The 21,768-nt window shown below is 56.2% G+C and carries 16 protein-coding genes and 1 pseudogene; 8 read left to right on the top strand and 9 right to left on the bottom strand.

What is annotated here, in order from left to right:
* Positions 1–655: 655 nt before the first annotated feature.
* Positions 656–1,441 (bottom strand): annotated as a pseudogene (locus H7846_RS18045) (TonB-dependent receptor plug domain-containing protein); the annotation flags it as partial.
* Between the two features lie 466 nt (positions 1,442–1,907).
* Here H7846_RS18045 and H7846_RS17885 point away from each other — a divergent pair.
* On the top strand, positions 1,908–3,419 hold the full coding sequence (locus H7846_RS17885; protein ID WP_255460737.1) for a sialate O-acetylesterase: 1,512 nt from the start codon (positions 1,908–1,910) through the stop codon (positions 3,417–3,419).
* Here H7846_RS17885 and H7846_RS17880 read toward each other — a convergent pair.
* Positions 3,365–4,513 (bottom strand): mechanosensitive ion channel family protein, encoded by a 1,149-nt coding sequence (locus H7846_RS17880; protein ID WP_186694164.1) that lies wholly within the window; start codon positions 4,511–4,513, stop codon positions 3,365–3,367. The two genes, H7846_RS17885 and H7846_RS17880, sit on opposite strands and share 55 nt — an antisense overlap.
* Positions 4,514–4,641: 128 nt before the next feature.
* Here H7846_RS17880 and mnmG point away from each other — a divergent pair, with 128 nt between their 5' ends.
* The 4 genes from mnmG to dnaB all read left to right on the top strand — a co-directional run bounded on the left by mnmG (position 4,642) and on the right by dnaB (position 9,457).
* Entirely contained in the window at positions 4,642–6,606 is a 1,965-nt protein-coding gene (mnmG, locus tag H7846_RS17875) for a tRNA uridine-5-carboxymethylaminomethyl(34) synthesis enzyme MnmG (RefSeq protein ID WP_186694162.1), read from the top strand.
* 466 nt (positions 6,607–7,072) lie between these two features.
* Entirely contained in the window at positions 7,073–7,693 is a 621-nt protein-coding gene (gene msrA / locus H7846_RS17870; RefSeq protein ID WP_222597530.1) for a peptide-methionine (S)-S-oxide reductase MsrA, read from the top strand.
* A 4-nt stretch (positions 7,694–7,697) separates the two neighbouring features.
* Positions 7,698–7,994, top strand: a complete 297-nt coding sequence (locus H7846_RS17865; RefSeq protein ID WP_186694160.1) for a hypothetical protein — start codon at positions 7,698–7,700, stop codon at positions 7,992–7,994.
* Positions 7,995–8,059: 65 nt separating this feature from the next.
* Positions 8,060–9,457 carry a replicative DNA helicase gene (gene dnaB, locus H7846_RS17860; RefSeq protein ID WP_186694158.1) on the top strand — a complete coding sequence of 466 codons (1,398 nt, stop codon included), beginning with the start codon at positions 8,060–8,062 and terminating at the stop codon, positions 9,455–9,457.
* Between the two features lie 10 nt (positions 9,458–9,467).
* On the opposite strand, the gene H7846_RS17855 is transcribed toward dnaB, so the two are convergent.
* Positions 9,468–10,643: a WD40/YVTN/BNR-like repeat-containing protein gene (locus tag H7846_RS17855; protein WP_186694157.1), complete on the bottom strand. Its 1,176-nt coding sequence runs from the start codon at positions 10,641–10,643 to the stop codon at positions 9,468–9,470.
* Between the two features lie 154 nt (positions 10,644–10,797).
* Between H7846_RS17855 and H7846_RS17850 the strand changes: the two genes are divergently transcribed.
* Complete coding sequence (locus tag H7846_RS17850) at positions 10,798–11,994, top strand: pyridoxal phosphate-dependent aminotransferase (protein WP_186694155.1); 1,197 nt, start codon at positions 10,798–10,800, stop codon at positions 11,992–11,994.
* A 3-nt stretch (positions 11,995–11,997) separates the two neighbouring features.
* Here H7846_RS17850 and H7846_RS17845 read toward each other — a convergent pair whose 3' ends face one another.
* On the bottom strand, positions 11,998–13,347 hold the full coding sequence (locus H7846_RS17845) for an MGH1-like glycoside hydrolase domain-containing protein (RefSeq protein ID WP_255460736.1): 1,350 nt from the start codon (positions 13,345–13,347) through the stop codon (positions 11,998–12,000).
* A gap of 47 nt (positions 13,348–13,394) precedes the next feature.
* Between H7846_RS17845 and H7846_RS17840 the strand changes: the two genes are divergently transcribed.
* Together H7846_RS17840 and H7846_RS17835 are read left to right on the top strand one after the other, a co-directional pair.
* Positions 13,395–14,603 (top strand): A/G-specific adenine glycosylase, encoded by a 1,209-nt coding sequence (locus H7846_RS17840; RefSeq protein ID WP_370561303.1) that lies wholly within the window; start codon positions 13,395–13,397, stop codon positions 14,601–14,603.
* Complete coding sequence (locus H7846_RS17835) at positions 14,600–16,282, top strand: M28 family metallopeptidase (protein WP_255460735.1); 1,683 nt, start codon at positions 14,600–14,602, stop codon at positions 16,280–16,282. Before H7846_RS17840 ends, H7846_RS17835 begins: the two co-directional genes overlap by 4 nt.
* Positions 16,283–16,410: 128 nt before the next feature.
* Here the strand turns inward: H7846_RS17835 and H7846_RS17830 are convergent, their stop codons facing one another.
* The 5 genes from H7846_RS17830 to H7846_RS17810 all read right to left on the bottom strand — a co-directional run bounded on the left by H7846_RS17830 (position 16,411) and on the right by H7846_RS17810 (position 21,716).
* The gene (locus H7846_RS17830) at positions 16,411–16,833 is read right to left on the bottom strand and encodes a DUF1761 domain-containing protein (protein WP_186694152.1); all 423 of its coding nucleotides are present in this window, start codon (positions 16,831–16,833) and stop codon (positions 16,411–16,413) included.
* Positions 16,834–16,919: 86 nt separating this feature from the next.
* On the bottom strand, positions 16,920–19,172 hold the full coding sequence (locus tag H7846_RS17825; RefSeq protein ID WP_186694150.1) for a GH92 family glycosyl hydrolase: 2,253 nt from the start codon (positions 19,170–19,172) through the stop codon (positions 16,920–16,922).
* Positions 19,173–19,227: 55 nt separating this feature from the next.
* A complete protein-coding gene (locus H7846_RS17820; protein WP_186694148.1) occupies positions 19,228–20,208 on the bottom strand; it encodes a zinc-dependent alcohol dehydrogenase family protein in 981 nt (326 codons plus the stop codon).
* On the bottom strand, positions 20,205–21,041 hold the full coding sequence (bla, locus tag H7846_RS17815; protein WP_449240082.1) for a class A beta-lactamase: 837 nt from the start codon (positions 21,039–21,041) through the stop codon (positions 20,205–20,207). The genes H7846_RS17820 and bla overlap by 4 nt, the downstream gene beginning before the upstream one ends.
* 135 nt (positions 21,042–21,176) lie before the next feature.
* Entirely contained in the window at positions 21,177–21,716 is a 540-nt protein-coding gene (locus H7846_RS17810; RefSeq protein WP_186694144.1) for a gamma carbonic anhydrase family protein, read from the bottom strand.
* Between the last annotated feature and the right edge of the window lie 52 nt (positions 21,717–21,768).

Here is a 21,768-nt window from a genome sequence, read left to right as displayed (position 1 = left end):
CAAGCAAGGTGCTGTGTTCCATCTTCCAGAAGTTAGCGCGGCCTTCAACACTGGTGTCGACCTCGTGGTTCTCCCATGTGCCGTTCCAGTTCAACGGGTATCGATAGAGTGTGCGTTGATCTGCTCCAAGGAAGCTGGGATAGTAGATGCGATTCCAGTTCTGTTGATACCACGCAAAGCGGGCATTCTGCCGCAGCGAGAGGTGCTCGTTGATAGTGTGGCGAAGCTGGTAGCCGAACTGCTGGTTGGCCTGTGCCAGTTGATTGGCATGGGCTTCAAGCTCGCCGTTATAGGTATGGATGGAGAGCGGGCCATTGATATTCGGCAACGCAGTTCCCCATGCAGGCAACGGCATTCCATTGCGCCCATTGTCGCGCTGGATGCGGCCAATTAGCGTGAGCGAGGTTCCCGGCGCAGGCTTCCACGTCAATGACGGAGCGAAGTAGTAGCGATGGCGGTAGGCGTAATCCACGTACGAGTTTGCCGTGTGATACAGCGCGGCCAGGCGCCCATACACTGTGCGTGAAGAGTTCAGAGATCCCCCCATATCGATAGCGGGGTCCATAAAGGCAAAGGTGCCTCCCGTGAACTGTGCATGCACAAAGCGATCCGGCACGGGCTTGCGGGTAACGATGTTTACGAGTCCGCCGAGAACGCTCTGGCCGTAGAGCGCCGACGAGGGTCCTTTGAGAACTTCCACGGACTCCAGCGCCCAGGGCTCTTCTGACATGCCGTTTCCGCCACGCAGGCCGTCAATGTAAGTGTTGAACGAGGCATCGAAGCCGCGGATACGGTAGTAATCCCAGCCATCGTAGTATCCACCGGGCATTACCCCAGCGACATTTTTGAGTGCGTCGTCGAGTTTTACAACATTCTGCGCATTCATCAGGTCGCGATTGACTACGCTGATGGCCTGTGGAACCTCGGAGAGCGGCAGGTCGGTCTTGGTGCCTCCGCTGCTCTCTGTGGTGGCATACTCGTTGCCTGCCGAAACCGTTACCGCGCTATTGATCTGCCCTACCTTCAGGGAAACATTCAGCTCGGTAGCGGTCTCGGTATTCGCGATCTTCACATCCTCACTAGCGCCACCGAAGTTCGCTGCCTCAACGAAGAGTCGATAATTTCCGGCAGGAACGTTGAACGAATACACTCCATTCGCCGCTGACATTGCATCCATATGGAAGTCTCCGCAGGTCAACGAGAGTTGCGCATTCGCAATGCCTGCACCGGTGGGATCGGTAATTACTCCTACAAGTCGACGTAAGGGACCGGTAGCAGTATTCGTGCAGGATACGGGCCCGCTCTCAGCAGTCTCCGCAGAATTCGTTATGCCGGAAGAGGTACTCTCCTCGGCCTGTACGAAGCTGGTTGCGAGTGAAGCAAAAAAGAGCGAGAGAAAACCAATGCGAAGCAGGTTCGCCAGGAACTGATGTGAGCGCATATCGACCTTCCATAGGGTTCAAAGTTCGGCAATGAGCGGGCGACCAAAGCAGTCGAGACCGCGAACTTGCTCCGTCTAAGAGCAGGCCGCGACGGAGCATCAGGGACTATGGAAAAGGGGATCAGGATGAGGTCATCGTCAGCTCTCCAGAGGTTGCGGACAGGTGTGTGCAAACCTGGCCCGGGTAGGTCGATCTCGTCAGGCCGCGCAGCGCTTCGCCAAAAGACTCTGCAACGGCCTGATCTCGTTCAAATGATATAGGACTTATTTAGTCCGATATCAATATAACCCGCCCTTGGTAGGTATGCAAGGCTGACTTTCTTTTTCGTCGCAGCAGGTGGTCTTATTTCGTTTTCTGCTGATACACGTTAACTTCCGCCAGAAACGGCTGTAGATCCTCGATCAATTCACGATCAAAGATTGTGCTGGAGATCGAGCCTGATATAAAGGTCGCGCCGGAGATTACATGCGTATGACCTTTCGTTTCGCCTCCCTGGCGACTGCCGCTGCCATCTGTTCGTTCGTTTTTACAGCTAACGCCGAAGTTCAGCTGCCCAAAGTGCTTTCCAGTCACATGGTGATTCAGCGAAATATGCCGATTCACATCTGGGGCACGGCTTCTCCGGGAGAACAAGTTTCAGTCGGATTTCATAGTAGTTCTGCTAAGGTGGTGGCCGACTCTTCAGGCCGATGGAGCGTCTATCTTCCGCATGAGGCCGCAGGCGGTCCTTACACCCTGACCGTGCAGGGAACGAATACTCTCACGCTTGATGACATCCTGCTGGGAGATGTCTGGATTGCCTCTGGGCAATCGAACATGGAGATGCCGTTAGCAGGCTTCAATGGTGCTCCGATCAAAGATGGTGAAAAAGCGATCGCGGGAGCAGACCATCCGCAGATTCGCCTGTTATTGATCAAGAAGGACTCTGCCGAATATCCGCAAGGCGATGCAAAAGCCGTGCAAGGCTGGTCGGCATGCACTCCGGAGACGGCGCGTAATTTTTCCGCTGCAGCATACTTCTTTGGAGTCGATGTTCAGGCGCACGAGAAGGTGCCGATCGGTCTCGTCGATACCACATGGGGCGGCACACCAGCCGAAGCATGGACGAGCCTCGGTAGTCTCTCCGCAGATTCTTCCCTTATGCCCGTCTTTGCCGGCCGCGCTTCACACATGGACCGAGAAGCTACCGAACGCCGCTATCTGAAGATCGCCGAGGAGGCAAAGGCCGCCGGCAAGCCTGCACCTCCGGCGCGCCCTTGGCATCCCGATCCTGCGTCATGGGAACCAGCAGGGTTATACAACGCAATGATCGCACCGCTCACACCAATGGCCATTCGCGGAGCCATCTGGTATCAGGGCGAAGCCAACACGGAACCGGGCTATGCCGAGCTGTATCACCGTCTCTTCTCGACGATGATTCAGGACTGGCGCAGCCAATGGAAGCAGGGCGACTTCCCCTTCTTCTTCGTTCAGCTTTCTGCTTATGGAGCGGGTCCGACTTCCAATTGGGGGCTGTTACGCGATGCTCAGCGTCGTACGCTTTCGCTTGCGAATACGGGGATGGCCATCACGATCGATGCTGGAGAAGAGCACAACATTCATCCTGCAAATAAACAGGTTGTCGGAGAACGCCTTGCCCTGCTGGCCCGCAATGCGGTTTATGGAGAGAAGGTTTCCGACTCCGGCCCACTCTTCCGTCTTGCATATCCGAAGGATGGGGCGATGCATGTCTGGTTCGATCACGTAGAAGGCGGACTTACCGCGCACGGCCCACTTGCAGGCTTTGAAGTGGCCGGGTTGGATGGCAACTTTGTATCGGCTACGGCACGCATCGAAGGCGATACCGTTGTCGCAAGCAGTCCCTCCGTTTCTGAGCCACGTTACGTGCGCTATGCGTGGACGAACTTCCCGACAGCCAGCCTCTACAACCGAGACGGGCTGCCAGCCTCAACCTTTACATCGTTTCCTGTGCCATAGGGGCTGGAGATATTCACCGGAATCTGCGAGATGGCGGCAAAGCGTGTGGTGGGGAATGCATCGGGGTAGTGCTCGCGAATGTAGCTGATCATCTTTTCGCGAACGATACAGCGAAGGTCGAAGTTTTCTCCGGAGTTGCGCGAGCTCATCAGACAGCGCAGTTCCATAGTGCGCTCTGAAAGGTTCGTCACCTGGAGACCGCATACCTTACCGTCCCACTGAGAGGTGGTCTTTACAATGCGGGTCAGTTCGGCCCGCAATTCTTCCACAGGAATGGAGTAATCCACGTAGAGGAACGAGGTTCCGAGAATGTCGGAGGATTCGCGCGTCCAGTTTTGAAAGCTGTTTTCAATGAAATAGGTGAGCGGGACAATCAGACGACGAAGATCCCAGATGCGGACGACGACATACGAAGAGGTGATCTCTTCAATGCGACCCCACTCGCCCTGGATGACGACGACATCGTCGATACGGATCGGTTCGGTAAAGGCGATCTGGAGTCCGGCGAGAAAGTTGGACGCGGTGGATTTCGCAGCCGTGGCAAGGATCAGCGAGGCGATTCCTGCCGATGCCAGCAAACCGGAGCCGTAGTGCCAGATTCGAGGGTCGTTGAAGCTCCACAGCAGTCCGCCGATGGTGATGACGATGATGAAGGTGATCAGGATGCGCCGGAAAAGCTGAAACTGCGTATGGATGCGTCGAGCGCGAATGTTGTTATCTGCCTTCAGGTCGTAACGGCGAAGCATGAACTCTTGAAAAACGTAGACGAATCCAACAGCGAGCCAGCCGAGACACACGACCATCGCCATCAGAAGCCCCTGCCGGAGGATGTCGTTCAGATTCGCAGGGAGCGGGGGCAGCAGAGGAAGAACAATCCCTGCGCAGGTAAGAAAGAAGATGGCCCGCGCCGGGTGGCTGAGATAGCGTTTAATACTCCAGCCGGCCCCGGTCTTTTGCTCTTCTTTTTTCTTAAGAATACGGAACAAGACGTAATGGACGACATTGGCCATTACGATGATGCCGCAGAAGACAAAGATGGCGAAGAACCAGGTGTGTTTGAAATGGGGCACAGCGTCAGCGGTAAGCACGGTCATGCTTCATTGTGAGGCAAGGCGATGGCCGCCGGTTGCTTGTTCTTCTAGATGAGCGGTTTCCGGCGGATTCAACACCTGTTGTTGAAGGGTCATGGGGATAGCGAAGGAATCCCAGTAAAATAGAGAAGATGGCTTTTACGGAACAATATGACGTCGTGGTGGTCGGCGCGGGACACGCGGGTTGCGAGGCAGCCGTTGCCGCAGCGCGCATGGGGCTGCGCACGGCGATCTTTACCCTGAATCTCGATCTGATCGCGCAGATGAGCTGTAACCCTGCGATTGGCGGAATTGCCAAGGGCCATCTCGTTCGCGAGGTCGATGCTCTGGGAGGCGTGATGGGCGAGGTTGCGGACGCCTGCGGCATCCAATTCCGTCTGCTGAACACTTCGCGTGGTCCGGCGGTGTGGTCGCCGCGTGCGCAGTGCGATAAGGCGCTCTACCGCGTAAAGATGCGCGAGGTGCTGGAAGGTCAGAAGAATCTCTTCATCAAGCAGGCCGAGGTAGTCGATCTGATCGTTGAAGACGGCAATGCTGTTCGCGGCATACGCCTGCGCGATGGACGCGCGGTGAGCGCGAAGGCGACGGTCGTCACGACAGGAACATTCCTCAACGGGCTGATTCATTGCGGCGAACAACAATACACCGCAGGACGCAGCGGTGAACCTGCCAGCGTACTGCTTGGCGAGAACCTGAAGAAGCTTGGTCTGCGCGAGTGCCGCCTGAAGACCGGGACACCGCCGCGGCTCGATGGCCGCACCATCGACTGGGAGCGCTTTGAAGAGCAGCCGGGCGATGCCGAGCCCACGCCGTTCAGCTTTCGTTCGCCGTTCACGCGTACCGGTGTACCTCCGCTGCGCCAGATCAACTGCCATATCGCGTTCACAACACCGGAGACGTTGCAGCTAATCCGCGATAACGTGCATCGCTCGCCGATGTACACCGGCCAGATTGAAGCCATCGGACCACGTTATTGCCCGTCGATCGAAGACAAGATCGTACGCTTCCCGGATAAGACACAGCACCAATTTTTCCTCGAGCCTGAAGGATTGAACACGCACGAGGTTTACATCAATGGCATGAGTACTTCGCTTCCGATGGACGTGCAGGCTGCGATGGTGCGCTCGATCCCCGGCCTTGAGAACGCCGAGATGCTGCGCCCCGGCTATGCGATTGAGTACGACGCCATCGATCCCACGGAGCTTGATCGCGCGCTGAAGGTGAAGAGCTTTGAAGGACTCTATCTTGGCGGACAGATCAACGGCACCAGCGGATATGAAGAGGCCGCCTGCCAGGGTCTGATGGCCGGGATCAATGCCGCGCTCTGGGTTAAAGGTGAACCTGCCTTTACGCTCGACCGCACCGAGGCCTATACAGGCATCCTGATTGACGACCTGATTTCGAAGGGCACCAACGAGCCGTATCGCATGTTTACTTCGCGGGCGGAGTTCCGCCTGCACCTGCGTATCGATAATGCAGACAAGCGATTGACTCCATACGGACGCCGGCTGGGTCTGATCCCCGACGATGCCTGGGTTGAGTACGAGGCGAAGCAGGCGCGTGCCGTAGCGCTCGCACAGATGCTGCGTTCCGTGAAGGCCGACATTAAGGCGCTGCCTGAAGAGCTACAGTCCGATCTCACCGGTCCCAGCGTCGAGGGCATCACTTTTGCACAACTCCTCAAGCGGCCTGCTATCACCATTGAGGCGATCTGGCCTGCGCTGCTTCCCATCATCGCTACAAAGCCCGAGCTTTCAGCGTGGACAGAAGCCGTCGCCTCTCACGAGGGCAGCAAGCTCCCGGTCTGGGTGCGCAACGAGATCAAGACGGTTGAGACCGAGATCAAGTACGAGGGCTACCTGAACCAGCAGCGAAAGTCGATGGAGAAACTGCGCACCTCCGAGCAGAAGGTGATTCCGGAGTGGTTCGATTACACGGCTGTCTCCGGCCTCTCGCGTGAGATGAAGGAGAAGCTGGGCCGCGTTCGTCCGCAGACTCTGGGCCAGGCCAGCCGCATCGCCGGAGTTACGCCTGCGGCGATCAGCCTGATCCATATCTATATCGAGATCCAGGCGAGACAGCAGAGTGTGGCCTAACCCCACCCCCTTAGAGAGCGGAGCGCAACAAGTCTGATTTCAGTAATTTACGAGATTTAGACAGGGTAAAATATTGAAACCAGATGGTTTAAGCCTAAAAATATAGATTCCAAAAGAGTTAGCCCCTCAATGAGGGGCAAGGGTGTTTTACGATCTGTATTTTAAGAGTAGCAGATTGGGTAGGATGTTTTTGCAGTTTTTTCTGGATTTATCTTTTTTAGATTGTTCGAGTTGCGATTTACTGGGGCTTGACAGGATTTCAAGCGGGCGGGAGGATTGGCTCATTCTGAGCGCAGCCGAGGAAGCATCCATCGATGCTCCGTCCCCTTGTGACCTTCCTGCCGCCATCTCTATCTAATTCTCTGTTGAAGCAGGTGATCCAATGAAAAGTGCGCCCTACTGGGTTGGCCTTAGTCTGGTATTTATCGCCGTACTGACTATTGTTCTGTGGATGGGAGGACGAAGGATGGCAATTGCAGCAGAAGCAGGACGAGGACCGATTCCGGCCCCGATCGTCGATGAACATGTGCAAAGCCCGCGCAACGAGACGGCAGTCTTTGCCGGAGGCTGCTTCTGGGGAGTGCAGGGTGTCTTTCAACGCATTAAGGGAGTTACCGCAACGACGGCGGGCTATTCCGGTGGCACGAAGGACACGGCAAATTATCGCGATGTTTCCTCGGAGCGCACGACCCATGCCGAATCCGTCAAGGTCGTCTTCGATCCTTTGAAGGTCAGCTACGGGACTCTGCTGCGTATCTTCTTCTCTGTTGTCCACGACCCGACGCAACTCAACCGTCAGGGACCGGACGTAGGCACTTCGTACCGTTCGGCGATCTTCTACACCACGCCGGAGCAGCAGAAGGTTGCCGCAGCTTACATTGCACAACTCGATGCCGAGCACGTCTTCCCCAGGAAGATCGTGACCCAGCTTGTGCCTCTTGAAGCCTTCTATGACGGAGAAGATTATCACCAGGACTACGCCGAGAAGAACCCGGATAATCCCTATATTCAGGTCTGCGATGTGCCCAAAATCGCCGCGCTGAAACAGCAATTCCCGGATCTGTTCCAGGAGTACAAACACAAGTAAGCGAGTGATCGATAAGCAGAAATCCCGAGAGCTGCGGGTAGAGGTTCGTCGCATCCTGATGGATCAATGGGATCCAATCGGTGTCAAAGACGAACCAAATGCTGCTGATGAGTATGATAGCTACCTCGGTGACATACTGTTGCTTCTAAAGGGCAATGCAAGCGTTGAAGAAATAGCCAACTACCTCAAGGGTATTGAGACTGATCGAATGGGTTTGATTGATATCCAAGGTAAACCTCTAGTACCAACAGAGGCACGCCTCTTAGTAGCGGAAGCCTTGAAAGTTATAAACTTAGCCTAGATTTCCACGGCGTCCACAAGAGCGAAGAGTATCCACAGTCCGCTCTTCGCTAAGGTAAGTAGTTCATGGCAGCAATTCCCCATCTAGTCGGCGATCAGCAGGAACGTCCGGCGTCTGTTCACGCTGAGATGACCATTCTCGGTGCAATGCTGGTCGAGCCCCTGGCGATCACCGACGCCACGATGCTGCTTACTGCCGAAGACTTCGCGCTCGATTCGCACCGGCGCATCTTTGCAGCGATGCTACGGCTCTCTGAGGCGGGCCATGCGGTCGATATCGTCACGGTTGCTGAGGAGCTCAAGAAACAGAAGGAGCTGGATTCCATTGGTGGAGTCCCGTATCTCGCTTCGTTGAGCGAGGGGCTTCCGCGCAAACTGAGCGTCGAGAGCTACGTTCGCATTGTGCGCGACAAGAGCCTGATGCGACAGCTGATGACCGTTTGCGATATGGGCATGGTTGATGCTGCCGATCAGAGCCAGGAGGCGATCGACGTCCTCAACAACGTCAGCACGCGTCTGATGGAGATCTCCGATCACGCCGTTACGGGCGGTTTCTCCGATGTCGGCGAGATTGTAAAGTCTTCCTTCGGTTCTATCGATGCGCTTTATGAACAGGGCCGCGAAGTCACGGGTCTGGCCACGCATTACATCGAGTTCGACCGCATGACCAGCGGTTTGCAGGACTCCGAGTTGATCATCATTGCGGCGCGTCCCTCGATGGGAAAGACTGCCTGGGCGATCAATATCGCGCAGAACTCTGCGGTAAGAGACGGCAAGGTTGTTGCTGTCTTCTCGCTCGAAATGTCGAAGGAGAGTCTGTTGCGTCGTATGCTCGCCAGCGAAGCGATGGTCAACTCGCGCAAGATTCAGACGGGCTTTCTGGGCAAGGAAGATAAAGGCAAACTGATCTCTGCGCTTGAACGTCTGATCGAATCAAAAATGTTTATCGACGATACTCCCGGTATCACGCTGGCAGAGATGCGAGCCAAGGCTCGTCGCCTTCGGCAGCAGGAAGGCCGGCTCGATCTGATCATGATCGACTACCTGCAGCTGATGACCGCTTCCGGCGGGCCGGGCAAGAAGGGCTTCGAGAACCGTAACCAGGAGGTTGCGGCGGTCTCGCGCGGTTTGAAGGCGCTGGCCAAGGAGATGAAGGTTCCGGTGATCGCGCTCTCGCAGCTTTCGCGTGCGAGCGAACAACGTGGCGGCGATAAGAAGCCCATGCTCTCGGACCTTCGTGAATCGGGTTCGATCGAGCAGGATGCCGACGTTGTCTGCTTCATCCATCGCGACAGCTACTACAACAAGGATGAGAACGGTGACGAAGATCCGGAGTCGAAGGGCAAGGCCGAGATCATCATCGCCAAGCAGCGTAATGGTCCGACGGGCAGCGTGCAGTTGGCGTATCTTTCGGATTACACGCGCTTCGAAAACCTGAGCACAGGCGATTACAGCGGCTACTAATCATCACTCGCTACTTCGTAGGCTTGAGCGCATCCGGGCGCAGTTTTCCGATGCGACCCTTGGGCCCGACGACGAAGGGAAGTGAGAGCGCATTCCAGTTCTTGTCAGCGTCTGGGGCATCCGTGGGGCTGGGTTTGAGGGCTTGCCAGTTTTTGCCGTCGTCGCGGGAGATGTCGGTACCGTTGGGGCCTACGGTGATCCATGTTTTTGTGGAGGCGTCATAGGCGACGGAGCTTCGATAACCGTGGGGTGGGGTTTGAGGTTTCACTACGTCGAAGTCGGGAGTAAGCGGAAGTTTAAATCCGTCACGATAAGAAAGGAAAACTGCCGTGCCGTTAGGGTCATCGGGACGTTTGTAGTTTCCACCAACAATCATCAGTTGAAAAGGTGAGCTAATTGGAAACTGTTTGGTTGCTACAGCGAATGCACCAGCCGCGTCGCTTCCTTGTGCAAGTGGAAGCTCAATGAACTTTGCATAGTCGTGGCAGAAAGAAAAGTCGAGATCGAAATGATCCAGATATCCTAAGCGTGCATGAGAGCCTCCAGTTACGAATAAGAATGAATAGTAGTTGTAATACAGGAGAGACTGATTGCTGGCAGCAAATGCGCTCTCATTTTCTTGGGAGGGAAATGGATCAGTCTTGCAATCGAAGTCCTTCGTTCGCGTCTTAGAGATGACCCTTCGATGCCATGTCTCGCCGCCGTCCTGAGTCGCAAAGATAGAAAAAAAACCATTTACCGGATCGCCTAAAACAACGCCTGCAACATAACGAGAATCCTTTGACCAATACGCTCCATTGCTAGAAAGATCGATGCTATCCCAAAAGCCATCTTTATCCGGGTTGGTGAAGACGAGCTTCCATGTCTTACAGCCATCCGTCGTCTTATAGAGCCGCGAGAGGTCGCCTTTACCCGAAGACATGGCGATGGCGGTGTCCGGGTCAAAAGCTTGAACGCCGCGGAAGTCGAGTTTTTCGGCTCCGGATGGAATGGAGCAATGCTGCCAGGTGGCGCCATCGTCGATGGTGCGAAGGATCGTGCCTTCGGTCCCGCTAGCCCATGCGACTCCATCTCCAAGGCTATGAATACCGCGCAGGCTTGCGGTGGTGTGGGAGTCCTGGATCTGGAACTGTGCGTTTGCGGAGGCAGAGAGAGCAAGAACCGCAATGAAAAATATAGAGCGCATGTCGGTGTGGAGTGAGGATAACAAGCGAACCCGGAGTTGGTAAGAGTCTATTTGGATTGAAGATGCGAGACCTCTCAATTCAATGCAGCTCCTTTTCGTAAGCGTTTTGGACAACGGACGTAAGATAGAAGCACTCAGGAACGGAGGAGCAGGGATGGTACAGGCTGAGGTCGCTAAGGGACGTGGGTTGGGATTGAGTGAACTGGCTCCGCGGGTGGCGCAGTCGGAGATTCGCGCCATGTCGGTGGAGAGCGACCGCGTGGGAGGCGTGAATCTGGCCCAGGGAGTCTGTGACACCGAGGTTCCGCAGGTTGTAACCGAAGGAGCGATCGCCGCCATTCGTGACGGCCACAATATCTATACCCGTCTTGACGGTATTCAGCGACTACGGCGTGCGATTGCAGGTAAGGTTGAGAGCACGCTGGGGCTGGTGGCCGATCCGGAGCGAGAGATCCTGGTGGCCAGCGGAGCAACGGGGGCGTTCCATGCAGTAGCTATGGCCTTGTTCAATCCCGGCGACGAGGTGTTGCTCTTCGAGCCGTTCTATGGGTATCACGTTGGGACGTTGCGTTCGCTACGTGTGACTCCGGTCGCAGTGGAATTGGAGGGGGCGGAGTGGAAGCTCGATCTGGACAGAGTGCGCGCTGCAATCACTCCAAAGACGCGGGCAGTCGTGGTGAATACTCCCTCAAATCCCGCAGGCAAGGTCTTCACACGCGAAGAGCTGGAAGGGCTAGCCGAGATCGCACGTGAGCATGACCTCTTTGTGCTGACGGACGAGATCTATGAGCACTTTCTGTATGGCGACGCGAAGCATATCAGTCCGGCAACGCTTCACGGTATGCGCGAACGGACGATCGTAATGTCGGGCTTCTCGAAGACATTCTCGGTTACAGGATGGCGTATCGGCTACGTGATCGCTGATGCCAAATGGCTTCCTGCAATCGCCTACTTCCATGATCTGCTCTATGTCTGTGCTCCCGCGCCGTTCCAACATGGCGTAGCAGCGGGAATCGAACAACTAGGACCGACTTTTTATGCACGCCTGGCATTGGATCATGAGGCCAAGCGCGAGATGCTGGTCAGTGCTTTGCGTGATGCTGGTTTGTCTCCGCACGTGCCCGATGGTGCGTACTACATCCTGGCTTCAACGAAAGGACTGGAGAGCGTACTTAGCGGAGAGACAGCCGCGCAACGTGCGCGATCGCTGTTGGCAAAGACTGGCGTTGCTGCGGTAGCTGGTTCGGCCTTCTTCCGCGCAGGCAAGGGCGAAGATCTGTTGCGGTTTTGCTTTGCCAAAAAAGACGAGGATCTTGCAGAAGCTTGCAAGCGTCTTCGCAGTCTGCGGTAAGGATTAAGCCTTTGGCGCTTTCCCTAATCTGCGGGCAAACTCCAGAAATACCAAGGCTGCAGGAGAGTATCCGCTAGGATCGATTTGCGTAAAGTCTCCTGTCCACGGATCCATCTGCTGGCGAAACTCAATATGGCGCATGATGGCCTCGCACCACTTCTGCATCATCTGTTTCATCTCAGCGCCTTTGCCGTAGTGCTCCATCCAACGCGGCGTTCGCAGAGCCGTCAGAGCCTGGGTCGCACCGCCCCAACTATTTCGGGGGATCGGCTTCACAAAGGCGGGATCATCCATGGCCACCGACGTCAGCGGGTAAGGAGCCCAGAAGGCCTTCGGGTTGTGGATCTGCTTCGTCCACACTGCGTCGAAGATGGCGCGGTCGCGCGCTTCGCTCAGCTTCAGCACATGCTCGCCCAGCACGCGGCTGATTACATCCGATCGCACGCGCACGAACTTGTTATCGATATCCAGATCGTAGAAGGCTGCGTCCTTCTCATCGTAGAGCTTCGACAGAATCAGCAGGCGCAACTCTTCCGCATCAGACTCCCACCGGGCTGCTTCATCGTGCTTTCCCAGAGTCCTGGCCATCGCTGCCAGTGCAACGCGACCGCCGTATACGGTTGCCGAAAGATCGGGGCATAGCCTGGGAACTCCTACCCCCGTGGGAAACTTCTTTGCATCGGCATCCGGACAGCGATTGGGAACGCCCTTCCAGCGCGGACTGTTGTCGTGTCCTGTGTCGTAGGTGCAGAAGCCCTCTACCAGGCCTGTGCCTCGTGTATTGCGATAGCGACGTAACCACGCATCCCATTGACTGCATGCTTTGTAGGCGGTCACCAGCAGCTCATCGTCGTTCGTAAGCTGTACAAGCTCCCACGCGGTCGCTGCAATAGGAACCACCATCTGGATTTGCCCATATCCCGTCTCGGAGGTTTTGACCGAAGCAGGAAGCTGGCCGTCTTCACGCTGCAGAGCAAAGAAGGCCATGTGGTTGTTTCTGGCTACGGCAAGAGGAACTTTTGCGGGATCGCTTTCGCTGACATATTTTGACAATGTTCCGTAGACTAATCCCTCGTGGGGTCCGCACTCCTGCCAGATGCCTGGGTATACGGCGCCTTCAAACAAAACAGGGCGGTCATATCGCGGAACCATACGCACATTGCCGGAGAGGCAGGTCAGGGCCGCCTTCCACGTCTCCTGCCATTGAACCTCTGTGTTCGAAGGTGAGGGCATCGGTTCTGCCTGCATCGCATGTACAAAAGGCTCTGCAACCTTCGCTCCAGCTACTGCGGCTGAGAGCCTCAGAAGATGTCGCCTGGTTACCTTCGGTGATGAAAAAGGAGCCGATGCCATATTCTCCATAGTACGTTGGTTGCGAAGGACGATAGACTGTCCTCCACATGCAAGGTCGAAAGCACCCCCAGCCAAACGTTGAGCAGAATATGACTGCCGGTGCCATTCCTATCGAGCGACTTGAGCCATCCGCCTTCCGTCGCTTGCTGATGAACTGGTATCGCGAACACGCCCGCGAGCTTCCCTGGCGCGGCGTATCGGACCCGTACCATACGTGGGTCTCCGAAGTGATGTTGCAACAGACGCGCGTCGCGGCCGTGATTGAGCACTATCAGGCCTTCCTGCAACGATTCCCTACCATCTTTTCGCTCGCGTTGGCCTCCGAAGAGGAGGTTCTCGCGGCGTGGTCTGGATTGGGATACTATCGTCGCGCCCGCATGCTCCATCATGCCGCGAAGTTTATCGTCCAGGAACATGCAGGCGCTTTGCCCAAGAACTCGGTCGAACTGCGAAAGTTGCCGGGAATCGGCGAGTACACCTGCGCGGCGATCGCCAGCATCGCCTTCGGCGAGAGCATCCCGGTCATCGACGGCAATGTCGAACGCGTCCTGCTTCGCCTGCTAGGGCTCAACAATGACGGAACCGCCGCAACGCGAAACACATTGCAGAAGCAGGCTGCTGAGTTGGTTCCGCGACGCCGCGTTGACGAGTGGTCCAATGCTGCCGGCGATCACAACCAGGCGATGATGGAGTTGGGAGCCACTCTCTGTGTTCCTCGCGCCCCGCTTTGTTCTAACTGTCCTGTCTTCTCCATGTGCAAAACCCGAGGAGAACACATCACCTTACCAAGCGCGGCACAGGTGAGCCGCCCAGCCGCCTATCTGTTGCTGCTGAGGAAGCGCGGCCCGGTCACGGAGGTGCAACTTGAGAGGCGCGCCGAGGACGCTACATTGATGGCGGGGATGTATGAACTGCCGCCACTCCCTGTCGACGCCGTTCAGGACCGTGAGCCGGTCCTTCGTCTTCGCCACTCCATTACAAACACGAACTACTATGTTCAGGTTTATACACCGCAGGGTCGCAATGATCGTGCTCTGCGAAAGGCGATTCCTGCGGCCAACGCTGATCTTCATTGGGTACGCACCGGTCGGCTGAGCTCGCTTCCGTTGACAGGGCTGGCCCGAAAAACCCTTCAACGGCTCGACATCATGGAGGTCCGTTCGATCCAACTGCCCGAGGACGAGAAGAAGCCTGATCCGCCACGCAAAAAAGCTAAACTGAAGCCATCGTCCCGTTCTCGAGGAGTCCGCAGGTGAGAACTATTCGTATTGCCATACTTCCGCTTCTGGCGCTTTCCAGCGCCGTCTTCGCGCAAACCATTCCTCCGGCAGTGAAGTCTGCCGAAGCCAGCGTCAACGCAGAGAAGATTCGAGCACACGTCAAGTTTCTTTCTGATGACTTGCTGGAAGGGCGCGCTCCCGGTACTCGCGGTGGTGAGATCGCCGCACAGTACATCGCTACGCAGTTTGCGCTCTATGGCCTGAAGCCCGGTGGCGATAACGGAACCTACCTTCAGCAGGTCAACTTTGTCGGAACCAAGACACTCGGAGACAAGACGCATTTCTCCCTGGTGCCGAAGCGGCCCGAAGGCGGCATGGGGATTATGCTTTATTCCTACGACCTGAAGTTCGGTGACGATTACACAGTCAACAATCGCACGCTGACGCCTTCGGTTGATATCAACGCACCCATTGTTTTCGTTGGCTACGGTGTTGTAGCGCCTGAGTTCGGGTGGAACGACTATGCGGGGGTAGACGTGAAAGGCAAGGTCGTCCTCTGCATCGTGGGCGATCCGCCCTCGGACGACCCGAAATTCTTTGGCGGTAAGGCGCTGACTTACTACGGCCGGTGGACTTACAAATTTGAGGAAGCTGCCCGCCAGGGAGCAGTAGGCGCGCTCATCATTCATCGCACCGATCTCGCCAGCTACGGATGGGACGTTGTGAAGAACTCGAACACCGGCGAGAAGACTTATCTGCGCGACAACAAAGACCCACAGCTTGCAGCCGCCAGCTGGATTCAGCTTGATGTGGCCCGGCAGCTCTTCAAGGCTGCGAACCTCGATCTCGATACCGAGATGACTGCCGCAGGCAAGCGAGGCTTCAAAGCAGCGGAACTCCCGGTGCGACTCGAAGCTCATATTGAAAGCACGGTGCGCAACTTCCAGTCGCCGAATGTGATTGGTATTCTGCCGGGTGCAAACGTCGCAGAACACAAGCCTGATCAAGCAGTTCTGTACACGGCCCATTACGATCATCTGGGTATGGTGCCGGGCAAAGAGGGCGACAACATCTACAACGGAGCCGCCGACAATGCTACAGGCTGCGGCATGTTATTGGAGATGGCTCGGGCCTGGGCTTCCTCCGGTATTCATCCTCCACATTCGATGATCTTTGCAGCGGTTGCTGCAGAGGAGCAGGGGCTGCTCGGCTCGGAATACCTTGGCCAGCATCCTCCTGTGCCGGCAGGCCAGATCGCGCTCGACATCAACTACGACATGATTCTGCCGCTCGGAATACCGCGACAGGTAAGTGTGAACGGAGCACAACGCACTACCTTCAATTCTGCTGTGGAAGCCACGGCGAAGCGCTTTGATCTTGCGATTGTTCCGGACGCGCATCCAGAGGCAGGTACCTACTATCGCTCCGATCATTTCTCGCTCTCTCGCGTGGGAATCCCAGCCTTCTCAATCGATCAGGGAGAGTTATTCGAGGGACACGATTTGGCTTGGGGAGAAGCGAAGAGCAAAGACTTTGTGGATCACGACTATCACAATTTCTCCGACAACTATCACCCGGAGTGGGACTTTGCTGGGAACGCGAAGCTCGTTCGCTTCGGTATGGAACTAGGTTGGCAAGCTGTGTCTGCACCGAAGCCGATCGAATGGCTCAAGGGAGATGAGTTCGAGGCAGCGCGAAAAGCATCGGAGAAGTAGTTGCCGCTTTAGATTGAGTTGCGATAAAGCATCAAGTTGATGCGCTGTCATTTCTCCGCTCCGCGGCTAACGCCGCTTCGGTCGAAATGACAGTTTATGAAGTAGTCAATTTTGAACTTGAACCGGAATTACTCCAGTTTCTTCGTCCATCCACCCAGTACTGCGCCCATCAGCACCATGCCGATCAGGCAGTAGCCTGAAGTAATTGCGAGAATCTTCACGCCGCGGCCTTCAAAGATGTACTCCGTCGCGAAGGTCGCGAAGACCGTGCAGAACCACAAAATGATGGCGACCTGGATCCCACGGGCAACAGTCGCCGGGCCGGTCGTCTGGATGAGCCACGAAAGAAACAGCGCCAGAGCCAGCGTCAGCAGCAGAGCGACTCCGTAGGCAAGAGCAGGACTCACGCCACTGGCCTGAAGCTGCTCCATTGTCTTGCCGATTCCTTCAAGCCAGGCGTTACGGAACATCGTGAACCACACCGCGCCTAGACCGAAGTAGCAGAGTGTCGCAACAATAATCGCCAGAGGATAGTGACGCACACCGTTCATCGAGAGACCTCGCCTTCCAAGGTTCGAGATTCAGGCCCGTGAAGCTGGCGAAATTGTACCGTGCGGAGTGAAGGTATTTAAATCATCTATTTGACTGCGATCGCTTTCGGCTCCCACTGGCTGGCCCATTTGGAAGGTTGTGGTCCCATTACGAACTCAACGGTCGATCCCTGCATAATCTGGTTGTAGGTCAGGACTGGTTTGTCCAACGATTTTCCATTGAGTGTTGCGGACTGAATATAGAGATTTGTAGAGCTATTATTCTTTGCGATTACTGTGAAGGTCTTTCCATTCGCCAGCCGCAACGACATCTTTCCAAACATTGGGCTACCAATCATGTAATCCCCGCTCGCAGGGTTCACAGGGTAGAAGCCCATCGCAGTAAAGAGATACCAGGCCGACATCTGCCCGCAATCGTCGTCGCCATCGATGCCCGAGGGCTTGTTTGCGTACTCAGCGTTGGCGATCTCGCGCACCTTGGCCTGTGTCTTCCATGGTTGTCCACTGTAGTCGTACAGATAACCATAGTGATGACTGGGTTCGTTGGAATGCTTGTTGTGACCGCCTGCGAAGTGCTGATCGAGCTTTGCGTTGTATTTTTCTGCGCCGCCCATCAGATTCTTCAGCCCGCCGAGATCGTGCAACGAAGCCCAGGTGTAGACCCACGCATCGCCTTCTGTCCATCCAGAGACAGAGCGATTCCCTGGTGTGTCTCGCGTACCTCCAATGGGAGCCCACTTGCCGTCGGAGGTCCTGCCGTTCATTAGCCCCAACGCGGGATTGTAGAGATTCTTATAGTTCAGAGAGCGCTTCAGGAAGAACTCGTAATCTTTCTCGCGCCCCAACGCTTTAGCAACCTGTGCAACGCACCAATCATCGTAGCTGTCTTCGATGGTGCGTGAAGAAGCCTCGTCGGTCTTGTCCGTGGGGATATAGCCAAGTTGTTTGTAGTAGGTCAGTCCGCCGCGCGCCTCATAAGGTGTGTGCGGCTCGCGGTCGAGCCAGCGTCGTGTCGTGTCGCCATCAGGAGGAACCATCGCATCTTTGTAGACAGCGTCCCACGCGGTCTTGCGATCGAAGCCGGTAAACCCTTTGTTGATCGCTTCGGCTACCAGAGAGTCGGCATGCGTGCCGATCATGATGTTCGTGTAGGAGGGGTTCGGCCACTTCGGCATCCATCCGCCTTCTTTGTAGTTCTGGAGCAGCGCCGTGATCATGCCGGGGATGCGTTCCGGAGCCAGCAGGGTCAGCAGGCTATTCTCGGCGCGGAAGGTGTCCCAGATCGAGTAAGCCGTGTAGGACTCACCTTCGTGAATCTTGTCGTCAAAGGCCGAGTAGTAACGACCATACTCAGAGAAGATGCGCGGATACAGCAACGCGTGGTACAGCCCGGTGTACACGATCTTCTTCTGGTCGTCGGTTGCACCCTCTACGCTCACGCGGCTCAGCTTATCGTTCCAGGTGGAACGCAACTTTTTCTGTACGGCATCGAAGTCCCAGGAGGGAATCTCGTGCCGCAGGTTTTTGCGTGCCTGATCGATGCTCAGGAACGATGTGCCTACACGCACTTCGACGACCTCGCCCGAAGCGAAATCGGCATAGGCTCCGTGCGCGCCAGCACTATCCATTCCATAGGTCTTGGCATCGTGCCATGCCTTGCGAAACTCGACGACGAAGTAACCTTTGAAGTTGGGCAGAGCAAAAGGCCCCAGGTTGCGGTCGATGCGGTCCGGGTTGTAGCCCGTAATCTCATGCTTGGTCGCATCAAACTTTGCCTCGCCTGCAATACCAGGTCGCGAGGCCTCCACCAGAACGCGCCCATTTGAGCCTTTCGGGAAGGTGAACCGCATGTAAGCGCAACGCTCCGTTGCAGTCATCTCGGCGCGGATACGTCCACCGTCTTTTGCGGTCATCCATACGGAGTAGTAGTCGGGCCGCGCAATCTCGTCAGTGTGGGTAAAGCGCATTTGCCGCGCCTCGGGAGTCGTCTCCAACTCACCCACCTGCGGAACTACTGTCACGTAGCCGTAGTCCCCCATCCAGATCGCGGGCTGATGTGTTCCCATGAACCCCTGAATCGCTGTGTCTGAGTACTCGTAGCTGACCACGCTGAGGCGATTCTGCCGTGTCTGAGCGGTCCAGTTCGTCATCCCGAACGGCGGAGTCACAAAAGGCATGGTGCCGCCATAACCGATCGGTCCGTCGCCTGTGCCGATGTACGGATTTACCCACGAGACAGCATCCTGCGGCTGTGCAGACGAGGCCATGGTGAGAGATGTAACCAGAACAGAGAGTCCCAGAATGTTACGCAGGACAGGCCACACCGAATAAAAACGCATTCCCGGAAAAGTTTTCATCGCATGAAAACGATAGCAGAGCCAGCGAGCATTGATCTTATGGAAGGATGACGACAGGGCCGTCGGCTGTCTCGTGTTTTACGGCCTGCAACGCATTGTTCGCCTGATCGAGTGGAAAGGTGCGTACATGTGGGCGAATGCCAATCTCCTGTGCAAGCGTGAGGAAGTCGCGGGCGTCCTGACGGGTCATATTGGCGACGCTGCGAATTTGTCGTTCCCCCCATAGCAGCTTGTCATAGTCGAAGGCGGGCATCTGGTCGAGATGAATCGCGTTGATAGCGACGATGCCGCCTTTACGCAGACTCGACAATGCAGCAATCACTACGGCTCCTGCCGGAGCGAAGGTGACGGCACAATCCAGCGCGACGGGAGGCTTATCAATCTCCGAGCCGACCCACACGGCTCCAAGTTGTTGAGCCTGGTGCTGGTGCTGTTCGCCTCGCGTAGAGACGTAGACCTCGCAGCCCCAATGACGCAGCACTTGGATTGCGAGCGAGGCCGAGGCCCCGAAGCCGAAGAGCCCTACGCGCTCGCCGGGTCGGGTCTCCGCAACGCGAAGGCTGCGAAAGCCGATAATACCAGCGCAGAGCAGAGGTGCAAGGTGCTGCGGAGCGACGTTATCGGGCAGGGGATAAGCGAAGTCGGAACGTACCAGAGCGTATTCCGCATAGCCACCATCGATTGTGTAGCCAGTGAAGCTAAGAGCATCGCAGAGGTTCTCTTCACTACGCTTGCAGAAAGGGCATGTACCATCGATGCCACCGATCCATGACACACCTGCGCGCGAGCCTAGTGGTAACTCCTTGGTTGCGCCATCAATAACTTCACCTACTATCTGGTGGCCCGGGATGAGTGGATCGCGCATCGTGGGCAAGTCGCGCTCGAAGATGTGCAGGTCGGTGCGACAAACTCCGCAGGCGAGGACACGCAGAAGAGTGTGGCCTGGTGTAACGACGGGACAAGGGACGTCTTCGATTAAGAGCGAACTGGCGGAGGCATGAAGAATGGCAGCTTTCATGATCGATAAGATGCGGCTATGGCACGGGCAATCTCGGCGTGGATCGCGTTGCGCTCCTCGGTGGGGACTGTGGTCTCGGTCAGGTACGAGGTAATGAGGATCGGTTTACCCACAGGTGGATAGAGGACGCCGACGTCGTTATTTGAGCCGTGGTCGCCCGCGCCCGTCTTATCCGCAACCTTCCAGTCTGTCGGCAGCCCGGCAACGAACTTTAGTTTTCCGGTGGTGTTAGCGAGCATCCAGTCCGTAAGCTGTTGACGTGACGATGGCTTGAGAACGTTGCCGAAGAGAATGCGTTGCAAATTCCCCAGCATCGCGGTGGGAGTCGTTGTGTCGCGCGGGTCGCCGGGAGTGCCTTCGTTAAGCGAAGTTTCGGTGCGGTCGAGCCTTGTCATCGTGTCGCCCAAGGAACGAGCAAAGGCCGTGATGGCAGGTGGGCCTCCGAAACTGGCCAACAGGAGATTGGCGGCAGTGTTATCGCTGAAGGTCAGCGCTGCCTTACAAAGCTCGGCAACTGTCATGCTGCTGCCTACGTGTTTTTCGGTCACGGGTGAGTACGCGACAAGGTCGCTCTTCGAGAAGCCAACGGAGCGATCCAGATGTTCCTTTTCCTGATCGACGCGTTGAAGCACCAATGCAGCAGCAAGAAACTTGAAGGTGCTGCACATGGGGAATCGTTCGTCGGCGCGATGCGTAACGCGTCTCCCCGAAGGAAAGAGGATGGCGCAACCAAGGCGGCCTCCGCTCTTCTTTTCCAGAGCAGCGAGGGTCGAGGAGAGGTCAGGTGTGGAGGTGGCCAGCAGTGCGCGAGGTGAGAGTGCTGCGGCTGTCATGACGGCCAGGGCAGAGCGGCGAGTGAGAGTAGGAACTTGCATGGAGTAGTGCGATTCTACGCAGATTCGAGTGTGGAAACGGTGTGGATTCAAAGGCTATAGAGTGACGCATCTGGATGGATAACGTCGGCACTTTTACTGGCCAGCAGACATCGAACCCGACTTCATCTCTGCCAAGTAGATTGCCGTATAGTCCAGGTAGTTCTGGGCATATTTAAGAATCAATTTGTGGTCCTCTTCACCGAGCGACTTCTTCACCTTGCCGGGTATGCCGACCACCAGCGATCGCGGAGGAATCACTGCCTGCTCCGGGATCACGGCTCCTGCTGCGATAATCGAGCCCTCACCGATCCGCGCATTATTCAGAATCACCGCGCCAATTCCCACCAGAACCGCATCTTCAATCACGCAGCCGTGTACCGTAGCGTTGTGTCCGATGGTCACCATTTCGCCCACAATCACGGGGTATACATAGCGCATTCCGTGTAGCACGGCACAGTCCTGCACATTGCTCTTGGCGCCGATCCGGATGGAGTTTACATCGCCTCGCACCACCGCATTCATCCATACGCTGGCCTGTTCTCCCAGCTCCACATCACCGATCACCTGGGCCGAGACATCCACATAGCAGCTTGCTGGAATCGCCGGCGTCTTTCCCTGATAATTCCTGATCATTGATCCGATGTCCTCGTCAGTCCTGATTTTATGCCCGTCCTATGAATCACCT

Source organism: Edaphobacter sp. 4G125, from assembly GCF_014274685.1.
In the GTDB taxonomy this organism is placed as follows: Bacteria; Acidobacteriota; Terriglobia; order Terriglobales; family Acidobacteriaceae; genus Edaphobacter.
The sequence above is the reverse complement of the archived record's forward strand: the minus strand, read 5'-3'. Positions and strand labels throughout refer to the sequence as shown.

Excerpts from the sequence above, each read along its gene's own strand:
- bla (WP_449240082.1), bottom strand. The coding sequence starts at position 21,041 with ATGACAGCCGCAGCACTCTCACCTCGCGCACTGCTGGCCACCTCCACA.
- H7846_RS17825 (WP_186694150.1), bottom strand. The coding sequence starts at position 19,172 with ATGCGTTTTTATTCGGTGTGGCCTGTCCTGCGTAACATTCTGGGACTC.
- dnaB (WP_186694158.1), top strand. The coding sequence starts at position 8,060 with ATGGCAGCAATTCCCCATCTAGTCGGCGATCAGCAGGAACGTCCGGCG.
- H7846_RS17880 (WP_186694164.1), bottom strand. The coding sequence starts at position 4,513 with ATGACCGTGCTTACCGCTGACGCTGTGCCCCATTTCAAACACACCTGG.
- H7846_RS17850 (WP_186694155.1), top strand. The coding sequence starts at position 10,798 with ATGGTACAGGCTGAGGTCGCTAAGGGACGTGGGTTGGGATTGAGTGAA.
- H7846_RS17830 (WP_186694152.1), bottom strand. The coding sequence starts at position 16,833 with ATGAACGGTGTGCGTCACTATCCTCTGGCGATTATTGTTGCGACACTC.
- H7846_RS17855 (WP_186694157.1), bottom strand. The coding sequence starts at position 10,643 with ATGCGCTCTATATTTTTCATTGCGGTTCTTGCTCTCTCTGCCTCCGCA.
- H7846_RS17845 (WP_255460736.1), bottom strand. The coding sequence starts at position 13,347 with ATGGCATCGGCTCCTTTTTCATCACCGAAGGTAACCAGGCGACATCTT.
- H7846_RS17885 (WP_255460737.1), top strand. The coding sequence starts at position 1,908 with ATGCGTATGACCTTTCGTTTCGCCTCCCTGGCGACTGCCGCTGCCATC.
- msrA (WP_222597530.1), top strand. The coding sequence starts at position 7,073 with ATGGCAATTGCAGCAGAAGCAGGACGAGGACCGATTCCGGCCCCGATC.
- H7846_RS17810 (WP_186694144.1), bottom strand. The coding sequence starts at position 21,716 with ATGATCAGGAATTATCAGGGAAAGACGCCGGCGATTCCAGCAAGCTGC.
- H7846_RS17840 (WP_370561303.1), top strand. The coding sequence starts at position 13,395 with ATGCAAGGTCGAAAGCACCCCCAGCCAAACGTTGAGCAGAATATGACT.
- mnmG (WP_186694162.1), top strand. The coding sequence starts at position 4,642 with ATGGCTTTTACGGAACAATATGACGTCGTGGTGGTCGGCGCGGGACAC.
- H7846_RS17820 (WP_186694148.1), bottom strand. The coding sequence starts at position 20,208 with ATGAAAGCTGCCATTCTTCATGCCTCCGCCAGTTCGCTCTTAATCGAA.